13 protein-coding genes are annotated in these 16,851 nt (G+C 71.0%); 7 read left to right on the top strand and 6 right to left on the bottom strand.

What is annotated here, in order from left to right:
- Nucleotides 1-52 precede the first annotated feature (52 nt).
- The 6 genes from ACZ7EC_RS20350 to ACZ7EC_RS20325 all read left to right on the top strand — a co-directional run bounded on the left by ACZ7EC_RS20350 (nucleotide 53) and on the right by ACZ7EC_RS20325 (nucleotide 8,504).
- Complete coding sequence (locus ACZ7EC_RS20350) at nucleotides 53-1,264, top strand: ROK family transcriptional regulator (protein ID WP_471064349.1); 1,212 nt, start codon at nucleotides 53-55, stop codon at nucleotides 1,262-1,264.
- A gap of 133 nt (nucleotides 1,265-1,397) precedes the next feature.
- Entirely contained in the window at nucleotides 1,398-2,495 is a 1,098-nt protein-coding gene (locus ACZ7EC_RS20345; protein WP_471064796.1) for a substrate-binding domain-containing protein, read from the top strand.
- 193 nt (nucleotides 2,496-2,688) lie between these two features.
- Nucleotides 2,689-3,480 carry an ATP-binding cassette domain-containing protein gene (locus ACZ7EC_RS20340; protein WP_397983451.1) on the top strand — a complete coding sequence of 264 codons (792 nt, stop codon included), beginning with the start codon at nucleotides 2,689-2,691 and terminating at the stop codon, nucleotides 3,478-3,480.
- Complete coding sequence (locus tag ACZ7EC_RS20335) at nucleotides 3,477-4,784, top strand: sugar ABC transporter permease (RefSeq protein WP_471064347.1); 1,308 nt, start codon at nucleotides 3,477-3,479, stop codon at nucleotides 4,782-4,784. The genes ACZ7EC_RS20340 and ACZ7EC_RS20335 overlap by 4 nt, the downstream gene beginning before the upstream one ends.
- A 133-nt stretch (nucleotides 4,785-4,917) precedes the next feature.
- Entirely contained in the window at nucleotides 4,918-6,846 is a 1,929-nt protein-coding gene (gene dxs / locus ACZ7EC_RS20330; protein ID WP_471064795.1) for a 1-deoxy-D-xylulose-5-phosphate synthase, read from the top strand.
- Between the two features lie 149 nt (nucleotides 6,847-6,995).
- A complete protein-coding gene (locus ACZ7EC_RS20325) occupies nucleotides 6,996-8,504 on the top strand; it encodes an amino acid permease (RefSeq protein WP_471064346.1) in 1,509 nt (502 codons plus the stop codon).
- A 32-nt stretch (nucleotides 8,505-8,536) separates the two neighbouring features.
- Here the strand turns inward: ACZ7EC_RS20325 and ACZ7EC_RS20320 are convergent, their stop codons facing one another.
- Nucleotides 8,537-8,944, bottom strand: coding sequence for a PIN domain-containing protein (locus tag ACZ7EC_RS20320; RefSeq protein WP_471064344.1), 408 nt, complete (start codon nucleotides 8,942-8,944; stop codon nucleotides 8,537-8,539).
- A 56-nt stretch (nucleotides 8,945-9,000) separates the two neighbouring features.
- Between ACZ7EC_RS20320 and ACZ7EC_RS20315 the strand changes: the two genes are divergently transcribed.
- Nucleotides 9,001-10,017 carry a DUF8189 domain-containing protein gene (locus tag ACZ7EC_RS20315; protein ID WP_471064342.1) on the top strand — a complete coding sequence of 339 codons (1,017 nt, stop codon included), beginning with the start codon at nucleotides 9,001-9,003 and terminating at the stop codon, nucleotides 10,015-10,017.
- 135 nt (nucleotides 10,018-10,152) lie between these two features.
- On the opposite strand, the gene ACZ7EC_RS20310 is transcribed toward ACZ7EC_RS20315, so the two are convergent.
- From ACZ7EC_RS20310 to ACZ7EC_RS20290, 5 genes are all read right to left on the bottom strand, one after another.
- Complete coding sequence (locus tag ACZ7EC_RS20310) at nucleotides 10,153-12,279, bottom strand: 3-hydroxyacyl-CoA dehydrogenase NAD-binding domain-containing protein (RefSeq protein WP_471064340.1); 2,127 nt, start codon at nucleotides 12,277-12,279, stop codon at nucleotides 10,153-10,155.
- The gene (locus ACZ7EC_RS20305; RefSeq protein WP_471064338.1) at nucleotides 12,276-13,493 is read right to left on the bottom strand and encodes a thiolase family protein; all 1,218 of its coding nucleotides are present in this window, start codon (nucleotides 13,491-13,493) and stop codon (nucleotides 12,276-12,278) included. Before ACZ7EC_RS20305 ends, ACZ7EC_RS20310 begins: the two co-directional genes overlap by 4 nt.
- A gap of 162 nt (nucleotides 13,494-13,655) precedes the next feature.
- Nucleotides 13,656-14,945: a ribonuclease D gene (locus ACZ7EC_RS20300; protein ID WP_471064336.1), complete on the bottom strand. Its 1,290-nt coding sequence runs from the start codon at nucleotides 14,943-14,945 to the stop codon at nucleotides 13,656-13,658.
- A gap of 202 nt (nucleotides 14,946-15,147) precedes the next feature.
- Entirely contained in the window at nucleotides 15,148-15,807 is a 660-nt protein-coding gene (locus ACZ7EC_RS20295; protein ID WP_468502127.1) for a helix-turn-helix transcriptional regulator, read from the bottom strand.
- A 282-nt stretch (nucleotides 15,808-16,089) separates the two neighbouring features.
- Nucleotides 16,090-16,767, bottom strand: coding sequence for a DUF3000 domain-containing protein (locus ACZ7EC_RS20290; RefSeq protein ID WP_471064334.1), 678 nt, complete (start codon nucleotides 16,765-16,767; stop codon nucleotides 16,090-16,092).
- Nucleotides 16,768-16,851: the final 84 nt, after the last annotated feature.

Raw genomic sequence — 16,851 nt, 5'->3', positions numbered from 1 at the left:
GTTGGACATACACGGGGCCTCGCCGAAGCGGCCCCGCGCTCAGGAGGTCGTCGTGGAGACTCCAGGGTCGCAGTCGTCACTGCACCGAGCCAACCTGGAGCGGGTGGTACGGGCCGTCCGGCTGGCCGGTTCGCTGACGCAGGCGGAGATCGCGCGGACGACCGGCCTGTCCGCCGCCACGGTCTCCAACATCGTGCGCGAACTGAAGGACGGCGGGACGGTCGAGGTCACGCCCACCTCGGCGGGCGGGCGCCGGGCCCGCAGCGTCAGCCTCAGCGGGGACGCGGGCATCGTGATCGGCGTCGACTTCGGGCACCAGCACCTGCGCGTCGCGGTCGGCAACCTCGCCCACCAGGTGCTGGCCGAGGAGGCCGAACCGCTGGACGTGGACGCCTCCGCCGCCCAGGGCTTCGACCGGGCCGAGGAACTGGTCAGCAGGCTGATCGTGGCCACCGGCGTCGACCGGTCCAAGGTCGCGGGCGTCGGTCTCGGCGTGCCCGGCCCCATCGACCTGGAGTCCGGCACCCTCGGACACAGCGCCATCCTGCCCGGCTGGGGCGGCACCAAGCCCGCCGAGGAACTGCGCGAACGCCTCGGCGTGCCGGTGCACGTGGACAACGACGCCAACCTCGGCGCCCTCGGCGAACTGGTCTGGGGCAGCGGCAAGGGCGTACGCGACCTCGCCTACATCAAAGTCGCCAGCGGTGTCGGCGCCGGCCTCGTCATCGACGGCACCATCTACCGCGGTCCGGGCGGTACGGCGGGCGAGATCGGCCACATCACCCTGGACGAGTCGGGCCCGGTCTGCCGCTGCGGCAACCGGGGCTGCCTGGAGACCTTCGCGGCCGCCCGCTACGTCCTGCCGCTGCTCCAGCCCAGCCACGGCCCCGACCTCACCATGGAGGGCGTCGTACGGCTCGCCAGGGAAGGTGACCCCGGATGCCGCCGGGTGGTCGCCGACGTCGGCCGCCACATCGGCAGCGGCGTGGCCAACCTGTGCAACCTCCTCAACCCCAGCCGGGTGGTCCTCGGCGGCGATCTCGCGGAGGCCGGCGAGCTGGTCCTCGGACCCATCAGGGAGTCCGTCAGCCGCTACGCGATCCCCAGCGCCGCCCGCCAACTCACCGTGCTCCCAGGGGCACTTGGCGGCCGTGCCGAGGTGCTCGGCGCGCTCGCCCTCGCCCTGAGCGAGATGGGCGATTCGGCCCTTCTGGACGGATCCGCCACCAGCGCTCCGGCCGTGTCCGCCCCTGCCTTCACTTAGAGAAGGAATGGCACCGTTGCCATCTCGTTAAGGATTTACTTCTTGACGTCGCACGTGTGGCCGAGTTGACTTCCAGCCACCTCGGCCGCAACGACGCGGCCTCGTCAGGGAGGTTTGAGAAGTGAACACGCGTATGCGTCGTGCGGCCTTCGCCGTTGCCGCTGGTGCCATGGCCGTCTCGCTCGCCGCCTGTGGCAGTGCCAAGGAGTCCGGCAACGGAGGCAAGCCCTCCGGCAGCGCCAAGAAGGGCGATGCCATCAAGGTCGGTCTGCTCCTGCCGGAGAACCAGACGGCCCGTTACGAGAAGTTCGACCGCCCCTTGATCGAGAAGAAGGTCAAGGAGCTGACGAACGGCAAGGGCCAGATCGTCTACGCCAATGCCAAGCAGGACGCCAGCACCCAGAACCAGCAGGTCGACGCGATGATCACCAACAAGGTGGACGTCCTCATCGTGGACGCCGTGGACACCGCGGCGATCAAGGGCTCGGTGCAGAAAGCCAAGGACCAGGGCATCCCCGTCGTGGCGTACGACCGGCTGGCCGAGGGCCCGATCAGCGCCTACACCTCGTTCGACAACGAGACCGTCGGCAAGACCCAGGGCGAGGCCCTGCTGAAGGCCCTGGGCTCCAAGGCCAAGTCCGGCAAGATCGTGATGATGAACGGCTCCATCACCGACCCGAACGCCGCGCAGTTCAAGAAGGGCGCCCACGAGGTGCTCGACGGCAAGGTGAACGTCGGCAAGGAGTACGACACCAAGGACTGGAAGCCGGAGAACGCCAACTCCAACATGGAGGCCGCGATCTCGGCGCTGGGCAAGAAGAACATCGTCGGCGTGTACTCCGCCAACGACGGCATGGCCGGCGGCATCGTCACCGCCCTCAAGGCGGCCGGCATCTCCGTCCCGGTCACCGGCCAGGACGCCGAGCTCGCGGGTGTGCAGCGCATCGTCTCCGGCGACCAGTACATGAGCGTCTACAAGCCGTACGCCCCGGAGGCCGACGCGGCCGCCGAGATGGCCGTCGCGCTCGCCCAGGGCAAGTCGCTCGACTCCATCGCCAAGGACAAGGTCGACAGCCCGACCACCAAGCAGATCCCCACCGTCATCCTCCCGGTCACCGCGCTGACCAAGGACAACATCAAGGACACCGTCGTCAAGGACGGCGTCTACACGGTCGCCGACATCTGCACCGCGCAGTACAAGGCCGCCTGCGCCAAGCTCGGCCTGAAGTAGGTCTCCGCAACACGCCTCGATCCTCGGGGAGTTCACCCCCGTGACTCCCCGAGCGACCCCTCCGTGGGTGAAGGCGTCCCCTGCTCCTCCGGCGTCCCGCGACACATACAGCCCCGCAAGCTCGGCGCGGGGCGCCGGACGGAACCCCCCAAACTTTCTGCACAACCTCCCGCCGGGTCAGGCGGCGAAGGAGATGGTTCACGTGTCCGCTACGCCCGTGCTGGCGTTGCGCGGGGTCTCCAAGCGGTTCGGTGCCGTCCAGGCGCTCACCGACGTAGAGCTTGAGGTCCACGCCGGTGAGGTGGTCGCCCTGGTGGGCGACAACGGCGCCGGAAAGTCCACGCTGGTCAAGACGATCGCCGGCGTGCATCCCATCGACGAGGGCGCCATCGAATGGGAAGGCCGCCCCGTCCAGGTCAACCGCCCCAACGACGCCCAGGCCCTGGGCATCGCGACGGTCTACCAGGACCTCGCGCTGTGCGACAACATCGACGTGGTCGGCAACCTCTACCTGGGCCGGGAGCTGCTCAAGCGCGGCATCCTGGACGAGGTCGAGATGGAGCGCCGCTCCCGTGACCTGCTCGACCAGCTGTCGATCCGCATCCCCAGCGTCCGCATCCCGATCGCCTCCCTCTCCGGCGGTCAGCGCCAGGTGGTGGCCATCGCCCGCTCCATGCTCGGCGAGCCCAAGCTGGTCATCCTGGACGAGCCCACCGCGGCCCTCGGCGTCGAGCAGACCGCACAGGTGCTCGACCTGGTGGAGCGGCTGCGCGAGCGCGGCCACGCCGTCATCCTCATCAGCCACAACATGGCCGACGTCAAGGCTGTCGCCGACAAGGTGGCGGTGCTGCGGCTCGGCCGCAACAACGGCGTGTTCGACGTCGCCTCGACCTCTCAGGAAGAGATCATCTCCGCCATCACCGGCGCCACCGACAACGCCGTCACCCGGCGTGCGGCGCGTAGCACCAAGGAGGTCCAGAAGTGAGTCTGGACAAGACCTCCACGCCTCCCGAGGACCACACTCCCCAGGACGCCGTCGTGGAGAACCCCGAGGCGGCGGCCGGCACCGTCACCGCCGTGGACCCCCGCCTGCTCGTGCGCGAGCAGGGCTTCGCGGGCTACGTCACCGAGTTCAAGCGGAAGATGAAGGCCGGTGACCTGGGCTCGGTTCCGGTCATCATCGGTCTCGCCGTCATCTGGATCATCTTCCAGAGCCTGAACTCCAACTTCCTCACCGCGGGCAACCTCTCCGACATCTCCGTCGCCATGGTCGGCACGGGCCTGATCGCCGTCGGCATCGTCTTCGTGCTGCTGCTCGGCGAGATCGATCTGTCGGTCGGCTCGGTCTCCGGCGTCGCGGGCGCCTCCTACGCGGTGCTGACCGTCACCCACGGCATGTCCGCCTGGCTCGCCCTGGTGCTGTCCATCCTGGTGGGCACCGTCGCGGGCGCGCTGCACGGCTTCTTCTTCGCGAAGATCGGCGTCCCGGCGTTCGCCGTCACCCTGGCCGGCCTGCTGTTCTGGAACGGCTTCATGCTCCAGATCCTCGGCGACAGCGGCACCATCAACCTGGACGACCAGGGCCTGGTCGCCAAGCTGACCAGCTACTACTTCTCCGACGTGGCCGCCGCCTACGGGCTCGCGCTCGCCGCCACCGTGCTGTTCTTCCTCACGTCCTTCCTCGGCAACCGGCGCCGCGAGGCCGCCGGAGTGCCGTCCCGGCCGCTGAGCGAGACCATTCTCCGTACGGCGCTGCTCGCGGTCGTCTCGTTCGCCGCCGCGGCCGTCTACAACCAGTACAAGGGCCTGCCGCTGGCCGTCGTGATCTTCCTGGTGATGCTCGTCGTCACGGACTTCGTGCTGCGCCGCACGGCGTACGGCCGCAAGGTGTTCGCGCTCGGCGGCAGTGTCGAGGCGGCCCGCCGCGCCGGCATCAACGTCGCCCTGGTCCGCATCTCGGTCTTCGCGATCTCCGGCACCTTCGCCGCGATGGGCGGCCTGATGATGGCCTCCAAGATCGCCGCGGCCAACCAGGGCGCGGGCGGCGGTGACCTGCTGATGAACGCGATCGCGGCGGCGGTCATCGGCGGCACCTCGCTGTTCGGCGGCCGCGGCCGCACCTGGAACGCGCTGCTCGGTGTGCTGGTGATCGTCTCGATCCAGTACGGTCTCGCGCTCAAGGGCATCGCGTCGCCCGTGCAGTACATGATCACCGGTGGCGTGCTGCTCGCGACCGTGGTGATCGACGCGGTCACCCGCAAGACGCAGAAGACGGCCGGACGGGCATAACACACCCCGCTTCGGTGAACTCCACGTGCCCGGCGCCGCAAAGGTGCCGGGCACGTTCATGCCGGGCGTCGCCGGAAAGTTAGACTCTGGCGAGCCCGGCAAGCTCGATCAGCTCTACTGCAAGGAGGCACGGGTGCCGCTGCTGACCCGCATCACGGGACCGCGCGATCTGGACCGGCTCAGCCCGGAGGAGCTGGACCAGCTGGCTGGGGAGATCCGGACCTTCCTGGTGGAGGCCGTCTCCAAGACCGGCGGACACCTCGGCCCCAACCTCGGCGTGGTGGAGCTCACGATCGCCCTGCACCGGGTGTTCGAGTCCCCCAAGGACAAGGTGCTGTTCGACACCGGCCACCAGTCCTATGTGCACAAGCTCCTCACCGGCCGGCAGGACTTCTCCCGGCTGAAGATGAAGGGCGGCCTCTCCGGCTACCCCGCGCGGGCCGAGTCCGAGCACGACGTCATCGAGAACAGCCACGCCTCCACGGTGCTCGGCTGGGCCGACGGCATCGCCAAGGCCAACCAGCTCATGAAGCGGGACAGCCATGTCGCCGCCGTCATCGGCGACGGCGCGCTGACCGGCGGCATGGCCTGGGAGGCGCTCAACAACATCGCCGCCGCCAAGGACCGCCCCCTCGTCATCGTCGTCAACGACAACGAGCGGTCGTACGCCCCCACCATCGGCGGCCTCGCCAACCACCTGGCCACCCTGCGCACCACCGACGGCTACGAGCGCTTCCTCGCCCGCACCCGCGAGGTGCTGGAGAAGACCCCGGTCGTCGGCCGGCAGCTCTACGAGACCCTGCACGGCGCCAAGAAGGGCCTGAAGGACTTCATCGCCCCGCAGGGCATGTTCGAGGACCTGGGTCTGAAGTACGTCGGCCCGATCGACGGCCACGACATCGAGGCGCTGGAGTCGGCGCTGTCGCGCGCCAAGCGGTTCGGCGGCCCGGTCATCGTGCACTGCCTCACCGAGAAGGGCCGCGGCTACCAGCCGGCCCTCCAGGACGAGGCCGACCGCTTCCACGCCGTCGGCAAGATCCACCCGGACACCGGCCTGCCGATCGCCGCGTCCGGCGCCGACTGGACCTCCGTGTTCGGCGAGGAGATGGTCAAGCTCGGCGAGGAGCGCGAGGACCTCGTCGCCATCACCGCGGCCATGCTCCAGCCGGTGGGCCTCGACAAGTTCGCCAAACGTTTTCCCGAACGGGTGTACGACGTCGGGATCGCGGAGCAGCACGGCGCCGTCTCCGCCGCGGGCCTCGCCCACGCCGGCGTCCACCCGGTCTTCGCCGTCTACGCCACCTTCCTCAACCGCGCCTTCGACCAGGTCCTGATGGACGTGGCCCTGCACCGGTGCGGCGTCACCTTCGTGCTCGACCGGGCCGGCGTCACCGGCACCGACGGCGCCTCCCACAACGGCATGTGGGACATGTCGATCCTCCAGGTCGTCCCCGGCCTCAGGATGGCCGCGCCGCGCGACGCCGACCAGGTGCGCGCCCAGCTGCGCGAGGCCGTCGCCGTCGAGGACGCGCCGACCGTGGTGCGCTTCTCGAAGGGCGCCGTCGGCCCCGCGGTCCCCGCCGTCGGCCGGGTCGGCGGTATGGACGTACTGCGCGAGGCGGGCACCGAGCGCCCCGACGTGCTCCTCGTCTCCGTCGGCGCGCTCGCCCCGATGTGCCTGGAGATCGCCGGCCTGCTCGACAAGCAGGGCATCTCCACCACCGTGGTCGACCCGCGCTGGGTCAAGCCCGTGGACGAGGCGATGGCCCCGCTGGCCGAGCGGCACCGGGTCGTCGTCACCGTCGAGGACAACAGCCGGGTCGGCGGTGTCGGCTCTGCCGTCGCGCAGGCGCTGCGCGACGCGGGCGTCGACGTGCCGCTGCGCGACTTCGGCATCCCGCCGCGCTTCCTCGACCACGCCTCGCGCGCCGAGGTGCTGGCCGAGATCGGGCTCACCGCACCCGACATCGCCCGCCAGGTCACCGGGCTGGTCGCCAAGCTGGACGGCCGGTTCGACCGTACGGCGGACCCGGTGGACTCCGTGGAATCCGCGCGCGACTAGGACCAGCGCTCCCAACCGGGCCGGTTCCGCCCCTCCTTGCGGTGGCGGAACCGGCCCGCTTGCGCAAGCCTGCCTGTCACGGGGTACTCGTCCCGGTCCTCTCGATCAAGTCGGCCAGGTCGAGGACGACAAGCGTGGGAGGCAGCAACGTGAGCAGCTCGCTCTTCCGGACGAAGAACGTCGAGCAGTCGATCCGGGACACCGAGGAACCGGAGCATGCGCTCAAGAAGTCGCTCTCCGCGCTCGATCTGACCGTTTTCGGCGTTGGTGTGATCATCGGTACCGGTATCTTCGTGCTGACCGGACAGGTCGCCAAGAACAACGCCGGTCCCGCGGTCGCCCTGGCCTTCGTCGCCGCCGGTGTGGTCTGCGCCCTTGCCGCCCTGTGCTACGCCGAGTTCGCCTCCACGGTCCCGGTGGCCGGCTCGGCCTACACCTTCAGCTACGCCTCCCTGGGCGAGCTGCCCGCCTGGATCATCGGCTGGGACCTGGTGCTGGAGTTCGCGCTCGGCACCGCGGTGGTCGCGGTCGGCTGGTCCGGCTACGTCCGCTCACTGCTGGACAACGCGGGCTGGCGCCTCCCCGGCTACCTCTCGGGCCGCGACGGCGCCCACGGCTTCGGCTTCGACATCCTCGCCGCGCTCCTCGTGCTCGTGCTGACCGCGATCCTCGTCCTCGGCATGAAACTGTCGGCCCGGATCACCTCGCTGGTCGTCGCGATCAAGGTGGCCGTCGTGCTCATCGTGATCATCGCCGGTGCCTTCTTCGTCCGCACCGGCAACTACCACCCCTTCATCCCGCCGGCCCAGCCGGTCCCGGCCGGCGGGAGCCTCAAGGCGCCGCTGGTGCAGCTGATGTTCGGCTGGGCGCCCGCCAACTTCGGCGTGATGGGCATCTTCACCGCCGCCTCGGTGGTGTTCTTCGCCTTCATCGGCTTCGACATCGTGGCCACCGCCGCCGAGGAGACCCGCAACCCGCAGCGGGACGTGCCGCGCGGCATCCTCGGCTCGCTGATCATCTGCACCGTGCTCTACGTGGCCGTCTCGGTCGTCGTCACCGGCATGCAGAACTACACCCGGCTGTCCGTGGACGCCCCGCTCGCCGACGCCTTCAAGGCCATCGGGCACCCCTGGTACGCGGGTGTGATCAGCTTCGGCGCCGCGGTCGGACTGACCACCGTCTGCCTGATCCTGCTGCTCGGCCAGACGCGGGTGTTCTTCGCGATGAGCCGGGACGGGCTGCTGCCGAGGTTCTTCTCGCGGGTCCACCCCAGGTTCCGGACCCCGCACCGGCCGACCATCCTGCTCGGTGTGATCATCGCGATCGTCGCCGGTTTCACCAGCCTCAGCGAGCTTGCCGAACTGGTCAACATCGGCACCTTGTTCGCCTTCGTGGTCGTCGCGATCAGTGTGATCATCCTGCGCAGGACGCGACCGGACCTGCCCCGCGCCTTCCGCACCCCCTGGGTTCCGTTCATCCCGGTCCTGTCCGTGTGCGCCACGCTCTGGCTGATGCTCAACCTGCCCGCCGAGACCTGGCTGCGGTTCGCCATCTGGATGCTGATCGGCTTCGTCGTCTACTTCCTCTACGGCCGCTCGCACAGCCGCCTCGCCCACCCCGAGCAGCCCGAACCGGAGCCCGCGCCGCCGATGTCGTGACCCGCGCCGCCGTCGTCGTACCCCGCCGGGCGTCAGCCGAGCACCGCGCGCGGCCCGGTCACCCGCGCGCCCAGCTCCGCCACCCGCCGCCGCAGTCCACGGTCCGCGGTGACCACCAGACAGACCCGGCCCGCCGCCTCGCCCACCAGTTCCACGATCCGGTCGTCCCCGCTCCCGGACGCCTCCACCACCCGCACCCCCGGCACCGACGCCACCCCGCGCGCGGCGCCCTCGACTACCAGCACCAACTCGAGCGGGCCGGGCAGCTCCGCCGTACCCGAGCCGGCGTACGCCACCAGGCGGTCGCGCAGCCGTTCGGCGGCGCCGCGCCGGTCCCGCCACCAGCCGTCGGGCACGGAGCCGACGACGTTGGCGCCGTCCACGACGAGCAGGGGCAGGTCCGCGTCCGGTCCGGCGGTGGTGTCCGGGGTGTTCGTCATACCCGCCATGGTGCCCCGTCCGCCGGGCACTCAGGGCCCCGGCTTAAAGTGACCGGGTGAACGGAGACTGGCTCCTTCGCGGCCGAGACGGCCGGCTCAGTGTCTACCAGTCGTCGGGCGACGCCCTCCTGTGCCGGGCGGAAAGCGCTCCCGGCGGCCCCTGGACCGGTCCGCGCAAGGTCGGCGGCGAACAGAAACTGCATCCCGTCCAGGCCCTCGGCCAGGGCGCGGACGGCTATGCCCACCTGGTGTCCTGGCGGCCCACCGGCAACGGCGAGTCGGGCCTCGTGCACTCCACCCACTTCCGCGTCCACCTCGCCGCCCTGGACTGGAGCCCGGTCGGCCACCCCGACAAGAAGGGCGACCGCACCGGACAGCCCGCCGTCGCCGTGGACGCCGAGGGCCGCGCCCATGTCTTCGTGCGCAACAAGGGCGGCGGCGTCAGCATGCTCGCGCAGAAGGAGAAGGGCGGCTGGGAGCCCTGGCGGAACCTCGGCGGCCAGGGCGTCCAGGACGGACTCGCCGCCGTGACGGGGGAGTCCGGGCGGGTCGAGTTGTACGCGGCGGGCCCCGAGGGCGTCCTGTACTGGCGTCAGGAGGCCCCCGGCGCCGAGCCGGTCCTCCAGGAGTCCCTGAAGGCGCCGGTGCGTCCGGGGAGCCTGTACGCCCTCGCCACGTCCGCCGACAGCACGACGCTCTACTACACCGGCACCGACGGCGGACTGTGCGCCTGGCGGTCCGGCGGCAAGCCGGCCGCCCTGCTGCCCGCCGCGGGCCACGGCCCGGTCAGCGCCGTCCGCTGCGACCTCGACGGCCACGACTGCACCCTGCTGGCCCAGCGCTCGGCCACCGGCCGTGTGGCCTTCGCCGCCTACCCGACGGAACTGGAGTCCGCGGGCGCCTGGTGGACCGAGTCGGGCCCGCCGCTCACCGTGGACGCGCGGGTGTCCCTCGCGACGGACGAGGACGGCCGGGTGGTCGCCGCGACGCTCTCCCCGTCGACCGGCCGGCTGCTGCTGACCCGCCGCAAGGACGAGCCGGGGCTCGCGCTGGAGGCCTGGCGGACCGTGTGAGCCCGCGCCCGGACCGGCGCGCCCCGGCCGCCACGGGTGCCGACCCGGCCGCGGCGACCGGGTCGCACCTCGCCGGACGCACGCACGGAAGGGCCCCCGCCGGGGCGGGGGCCCTTCACGTCGGTGCCGCCGGTGTTACGCCGGGACGCTCGCCACGCCCGGAGCCAGGAACGGCTTGCCGTTCACCCGCTGCGAGACGCCCTCGCGGTCCAGGTACGGCGTGATGCCGCCCAGGTGGAAGGGCCAGCCGGCGCCCGTGATCAGGCACAGGTCGATGTCCTGGGCCTCGGCCACGACACCCTCGTCCAGCATGAGCCCGATCTCCTGCGCCACCGCGTCCAGGACACGGTCGCGCACCTGCTCCTCGGTCAGGGCGACATCGCCCTGCTTGAGGAGCGCGGCGACCTCGGGGTCCAGCTCGGGCTTGCCGCTGTCGTAGACGTAGAAGCCGCGCTTGCCGGCCTCGACCACGGCCTTGAGGTTCGGGGACACCGTGAAACGGTCCGGGAAGGCCCGGTTCAGGGTCTCCGAGACGTGCAGGCCGATCGCCGGGCCGACCAGTTCGAGCAGGACCAGCGGGGACATCGGCAGGCCCAGCGGCTCGACCGCCTTCTCGGCGACCTCGACCGGGGTGCCCTCGTCGATGACGTTCTGGATCTCGCCCATGAAGCGGGTCAGGATGCGGTTGACGACGAACGCCGGGGCGTCCTTGACCAGCACCGCGGTCTTCTTCAGCTTCTTGGCGACCGCGAAGGCGGTGGCCAGGGAGGCGTCGTCGGTCTGTTCGCCGCGGACGATCTCCAGCAGCGGCAGGATCGCGACCGGGTTGAAGAAGTGGAAGCCCACGACCCGCTCGGGGTGCTGGAGCTTGGCGGCCATCTCCGACACCGACAGCGAGGAGGTGTTGGTCGCGAGGATCGCGTGCGCCGGGGCGACCGCCTCGACCTCCGCGAACACCTTCTGCTTGACGCTCATCTCCTCGAACACGGCCTCGATGACGAAGTCCGCGTCCGCGAAGCCCTCGGCCTTGTCCAGGACACCGGTGACCAGCGCCTTGAGGCGGTTGGCCTTGTCCTGGTTGATACGGCCCTTGCCGAGCAGCTTGTCGATCTCGGCGTGGACGTAGCCCACACCCTTGTCGACGCGCTCCTGGTCGATGTCGGTCAGGACGACCGGCACCTCCAGGCGGCGCAGGAACAGCAGCGCGAGCTGGCTGGCCATCAGACCGGCGCCGACCACGCCGACCTTGGTGACCGGGCGGGCCAGGCTCTTGTCCGGGGCGCCCGCGGGACGCTTGCCGCGCTTCTGCACCAGGTTGAACGAGTAGATGCCGGCGCGCAGTTCGCCGCCCATGATCAGGTCGGCGAGCGCCTGGTCCTCGGCGTCGTAACCCTGCTGGAGGTCACCGTTCCTGGCGGCCTCGATGATGTCCAGGGCGCGGTAGGCGGCCGGGGCGGCGCCGTGCACCTTGGAGTCGGCGATGAAGCGGCCCTTGGCGACGGCCTGGTCCCAGGCCTCGCCGCGGTCGATCTCCGGGCGCTCGACCGTGATGTCGCCCTTGAGGACCTTCGCCGTCCACAGCAGCGACTGCTCCAGGAAGTCGGCACCTTCGAACAGGGCGTCGGCGATGCCGAGTTCGAAGACCTGCTTGCCCTTGAGCTGCTTGTTCTGGTTCAGCGAGTTCTCGATGATGACCGAGACGGCCTTGTCGGCGCCGATCAGGTTCGGCAGCAGGGTGCAGCCGCCCCAGCCGGGGACCAGGCCGAGGAAGACCTCGGGCAGCGAGAACGCCGGGATCGCCTGCGAGACGGTCCGGTAGGTGCAGTGCAGACCGACCTCGACGCCGCCGCCCATGGCCGCGCCGTTGTAGTAGGCGAAGGTCGGCACGGCGAGGCCCGAGAGGCGCTTGAAGACCTCGTGGCCGCCCTTGCCGATGGCGAGCGCGTGCTCGTGCTCCTTCAGCAGCTCCACGCCCTTGAGGTCGGCGCCGACCGCGAAGATGAACGGCTTGCCGGTGATGCCGATACCGGCGATCGCGCCCTCGGCCGCCTCCTTCTCCACCTGGTCGATCGCCGCGTTCAGGTTGGCGAGCGAGGCGGGCCCGAAGGTGGTCGGCTTGGTGTGGTCCAGGCCGTTGTCCAGCGTGATCAGCGCGAAGCGGCCGGCGCCGCAGGGGAGGTCGAAGTGGCGGACGTGCGCACTGGTGACGACCTCGTCGGGGAACAGGCTCGCGGCCTGCTCAAGAAGCTCGGTGGTGCTCACTTGTCCCCCTCGAAGTGCGGGTTCTCCCAGATGACCGTCGCGCCCATGCCGAAGCCGACGCACATGGTGGTCAGGCCGTAGCGGACGTGCGGCTGCTCCTCGAACTGGCGGGCCAGCTGCGTCATCAGGCGGACGCCGGAGGAGGCGAGCGGGTGACCGAAGGCGATGGCGCCGCCGTACTGGTTGACGCGCGCGTCGTCGTCGGCGATGCCGTAGTGCTCGAGGAAGGCCAGGACCTGGACGGCGAAGGCCTCGTTGATCTCGAACAGGCCGATGTCGGAGATGGACAGGCCCGCCTTGGCGAGCGCCTTCTCGGTGGCCGGGATCGGGCCGTAGCCCATGACCTCGGGCTCCACACCGGCGAACGCGTAGGAGACCAGACGCATCTTGACCGGGAGGCCGTGCTCGCGGGCGAAGTCCTCGGACGCGATGATCGACGCGGTGGCACCGTCGTTCAGACCGGCCGCGTTGCCCGCGGTGACCCGGCCGTGCACGCGGAACGGCGTCTTGAGGCCCGCGAGGTTCTCCAGGGTGGTGCCCGGACGCATCGGCTCGTCGGCGGTCACCAGGCCCCAGCCGGTCTCGCCGGTCTCGGGGGTGGTGCGGCGCACCGAGATCGGCACCAGGTCCTGCTGGATCTTGCCGTCGGCGTACGCCTTGGCGGCCTTCTCCTGCGAGCGCACCGCGTACTCGTCGGCGCGCTGCTTGGTGATGCTCGGGTAGCGGTCGTGCAGGTTCTCCGCGGTCATGCCCATGAACAGGGCCGACTCGTCCACCAGCTTCTCGCTGACGAACCGCGGGTTCGGGTCCACGCCCTCGCCCATCGGGTGGCGGCCCATGTGCTCGACACCGCCGGCGATGACGGCGTCATAGGCACCGAAGGCGATCGAGCCGGCGGTGCTCGTCACGGCGGTCAGCGCGCCGGCGCACATGCGGTCGATGGAGTAACCGGGCACGGACTGCGGCAGCCCCGCGAGGATGCCAGCGGTGCGGCCGAGGGTCAGGCCCTGGTCGCCGATCTGCGTGGTCGCGGCGATGGCGACCTCGTCGATCTGCTTCGGGTCCAGTCCGGGGTTGCGGCGCAGCAGCTCCCGGATCGCCTTGACGACGAGGTCGTCGGCACGAGTCTCGTGGTAGATGCCCTTCGGGCCCGCTTTGCCGAACGGGGTGCGGACGCCGTCGACGAAGACGACGTCCCTGACGGTACGAGGCACGATGGCTCTCCTCCATGGTGCGGGACGCTGAGCGCTTGCTTAAGCCCATGCTACTTGTGAGTAATGTAGCTGCCCAGTCCACCGGCGGGTAGCGGTGAAGGTCACACCGGTGGCCGCCATCTTGGCGCGAATACGACGCCCCGTCCGCGCCCCCGTCCGCGCTCAGGCACCCTTTCCCGGCAGCGCGGCCACCAGTACCGGCGTCACCAGCTCCACCTGCCACGGCCGAGCGCCGTACCCGGCGAGCGCCGCCGAGACGGACCCGGCGTCGATCACGGCGGGCGGCTGCCAGCACAGCCGGCGGACCGTGTCCGGGGAGATCAGGTTCTCCTGGGGCATGGACAGCCGCTCGGCGAGCGCCGTCACCGCGGCCCGCGCCGCGGACAGCCGCGCCGCCGCCGAGGGGTCCTTGTCGGCCCACGCCCGCGGCGGGGGCGGACCCGTCACCGGCTGTCCCGGCTGCGGCAGCTCCGACTCGGGCAGCGCCTTCGCCCGGTCCACCGCCGCCTGCCACTGCTCCAGCTGCCGGCGCCCGGTGCGGTGCCCGAACCCGTTCAGCGCGGCCAGCGCGTGCACATGGCCCGGCAGGGCCAGCGCCGCCTCCACGATCGCCGCGTCCGGCAGTACCTTGCCCGGCGAGACGTCACGCCGCTGGGCCATGCGGTCCCGCGTCTCCCACAGCTCCCGCACGACCGCCAGCTGCCGGCGCCGCCGTACCTTGTGCATCCCGGACGTACGGCGCCACGGTTCCTTGCGGGGCTCGGCCGGCGGGGCGCTCGCGATCGCGTCGAACTCCTGGAGGGCCCACTCCAGCTTGCCCTGGCGGTCCAGCTCCTTCTCCAGGGCGTCGCGCAGGTCCACGAGGAGTTCGACGTCCAGCGCGGCATAGCGCAGCCACGGCTCGGGCAGCGGGCGCGTGGACCAGTCGACGGCGGAGTGGCCCTTCTCCAGGACGAAGCCGAGGACGTTCTCCACCATGGCGCCGAGGCCGACGCGCGGGAACCCGGCGAGCCGCCCGGCCAGCTCGGTGTCGAACAGCCGGGTGGGGAGCATGCCTATCTCGCGCAGGCACGGCAGGTCCTGGGTGGCCGCGTGGAGCACCCATTCGACGCCGGACAGCGCTTCGCCGAGCGCGGACAGGTCGGGGCAGGCGACGGGGTCGATCAGTGCGGTGCCGGCGCCCTCGCGGCGCAGCTGCACCAGGTACGCGCGCTGGCCGTAGCGGTACCCGGAGGCGCGCTCGGCGTCCACGGCGACCGGCCCGGAGCCGGCGGCGAACGCGGCGACCACTTCGGCGAGCGCGGCCTCGTCGGCGACGACGGGCGGAACGCCCTCGCGGGGCTCGAGAAGGGGTGTCGGCGCCTCCGTCACAGAAGATCCGGCGTCGTCGGGAGGGGTGTGCCCCTTGCTGCGCCGGGTGCTGTCTGCTGCGGTGTCTTGGGCGTCGGTCACCTGTCAAGGGTATCCATGCGTGGACAGCACCCGTCGCCGGAACGTTCCGTCGACGGGCGCCGGGGGGTCGTAAACCAGTCAGCCCGGTGAATTCGCCGGTTCATGGGAGTGAAACGGCCGTTTTCCGGAGGTGGTCGGTGGGGAGGGGAGGAGTGTGGGGCAGGAGGTCAAAGGGCTCAAAGGGTGGGGAGCGGGGGAGGGGTCAGTGGATGATCCCGGTGCGCAGGGCCACGGCGACCATGCCGGCCCGGTCGCCGGTGCCCAGCTTGCGGGCGATGCGTGCGAGGTGGCTTTTCACGGTGAGGGCGGACAGGCCCATGGAGACGCCGATGGCCTTGTTCGACTGGCCCTCCGCGACCAGCCGCAGCACCTCGACCTCGCGTCCGGACAGTTCGCGGTAGCCGCCCGGATGGCTCGGGGCACCCGGAGGGCGGCGGTGCATGCGGGCGGCGGTGCCGAGGGGGGCGGCGCCGGGGCGGGTGGGGAGCCCGATGTTGGTGCGGGTGCCGGTGACGACGTAGCCCTTGACCCCGCCCGCCAGGGCGTTGCGGACCGCGCCGATGTCGTCGGCGGCGGAGAGGGCGAGCCCGTTGGGCCAGCCCGCGGCGCGGGTCTCGGAGAGCAGGGTCAGGCCGGAGCCGTCGGGCAGGTGGACGTCGGCGACGCAGATGTCGCGGGGGTTGCCGATGCGGGGACGAGCCTCCGCGATGGACGAGGCCTCGATCACATCGCGCACACCGAGCGCCCACAGATGACGGGTGACGGTGGAACGCACACGCGGGTCGGCCACGACCACCATGGCGGTCGGCTTGTTCGGGCGGTAGGCGACCAGGCTTGCGGGTTGCTCAAGGAGAACGGACACCAGGCCTCCTGGGTGGGGGGACGGGGCCGGCTTGTGGGGAAGAAGCCGGGACGAACCGTGCTTTCAAGGTCACAGTCGTCTTCGGCAGCAAACGTGTCCGCCTTTAGAGAGTGATCACGATCTAGTGAGTAACAATCCGTGCAATTCGGACACGTGGTCGATCACCCGAAGATCGAATCGGTTCGAGTGGATGCGATTCGAGTTCGCAATGTGGCCGTATCGACAAAGAGATGGTCAATAAGGCCCCCTGGAGGGGGACGGCGGTCGTCACCCGCCGTCACGTCACCGGGACTGCGGGCCCCTGCGCTGCGGCAGCGTCACCACCGAGGCGTCGCCCGGACCGGTCGGCGGCAACCCGCCGACCTGGGCCAGCAGATCGCACCAGGAGGCCAGGTGGGCGGCCGTGTCCGGCACCCCGCCCAGGCCCTCGCGCGGCGTCCAGGACGCCCGGATCTCGATCTGCGAGGCGGCCGGCCGGTCGGCGAGACCGCCGAAGTAGTGCGAACTGGCGCGCGTGACGGTGCCGCTCGGCTCGCCGTAGCCGAGGCCGCGCGCCCCCAGCGCGCCGGTCAGCCAGGACCAGCACACCTCCGGCAGCAGCGGATCGGCCGCCATCTCCGGCTCCAGCTCCGCCCGCACCAGCGTCACCAGCCGGAACGTGCCCCGCCAGGCGTCGTGCCCGGCCGGGTCGTGCAGCAGCACCAGGCGCCCGTCGGCCAGCTCCTGCTCGCCGTCGACCACCACCGCCTCCAGCGCGTACGCGTACGGCGCGAGCCGCTGCGGTGCGGGGGTCGGCTCCACCTCGATCTGCGGGCGCAGCCGGCAGCCGCGCAGGGCTTCGACCGCGGCCCGGAACGCCGGCGGACCCGCGGCACCCGAGTGCCGGTCCGCCTCCTCGGTGTCCTTCACGTCGCCCAATCCGTCAGCGCCTTCCGACCTGTGTCCGTGAGCCGCAGCCATGCGGGGAAGAGTAAGGGGAACCGTGCCCCTGCGCAGGCAAGACACCCCGCGACGTGCGCGTGCTCGCCGCCTGTGCACGGCCCC

This window comes from Streptomyces sp. NPDC037203 (assembly GCF_055605065.1).
This window is presented reverse-complemented; position numbering and strand designations above follow the sequence as displayed.

What these genes read in the sequence shown, in the direction of transcription:
- ACZ7EC_RS20345 (WP_471064796.1), top strand. Translation starts at nt 1,398, where the DNA reads ATGCGTCGTGCGGCCTTCGCCGTTGCCGCTGGTGCCATGGCCGTCTCG.
- ACZ7EC_RS20340 (WP_397983451.1), top strand. Translation starts at nt 2,689, where the DNA reads ATGGTTCACGTGTCCGCTACGCCCGTGCTGGCGTTGCGCGGGGTCTCC.
- ACZ7EC_RS20320 (WP_471064344.1), bottom strand. Translation starts at nt 8,944, where the DNA reads ATGACGAACACCCCGGACACCACCGCCGGACCGGACGCGGACCTGCCC.
- ACZ7EC_RS20290 (WP_471064334.1), bottom strand. Translation starts at nt 16,767, where the DNA reads ATGGCTGCGGCTCACGGACACAGGTCGGAAGGCGCTGACGGATTGGGC.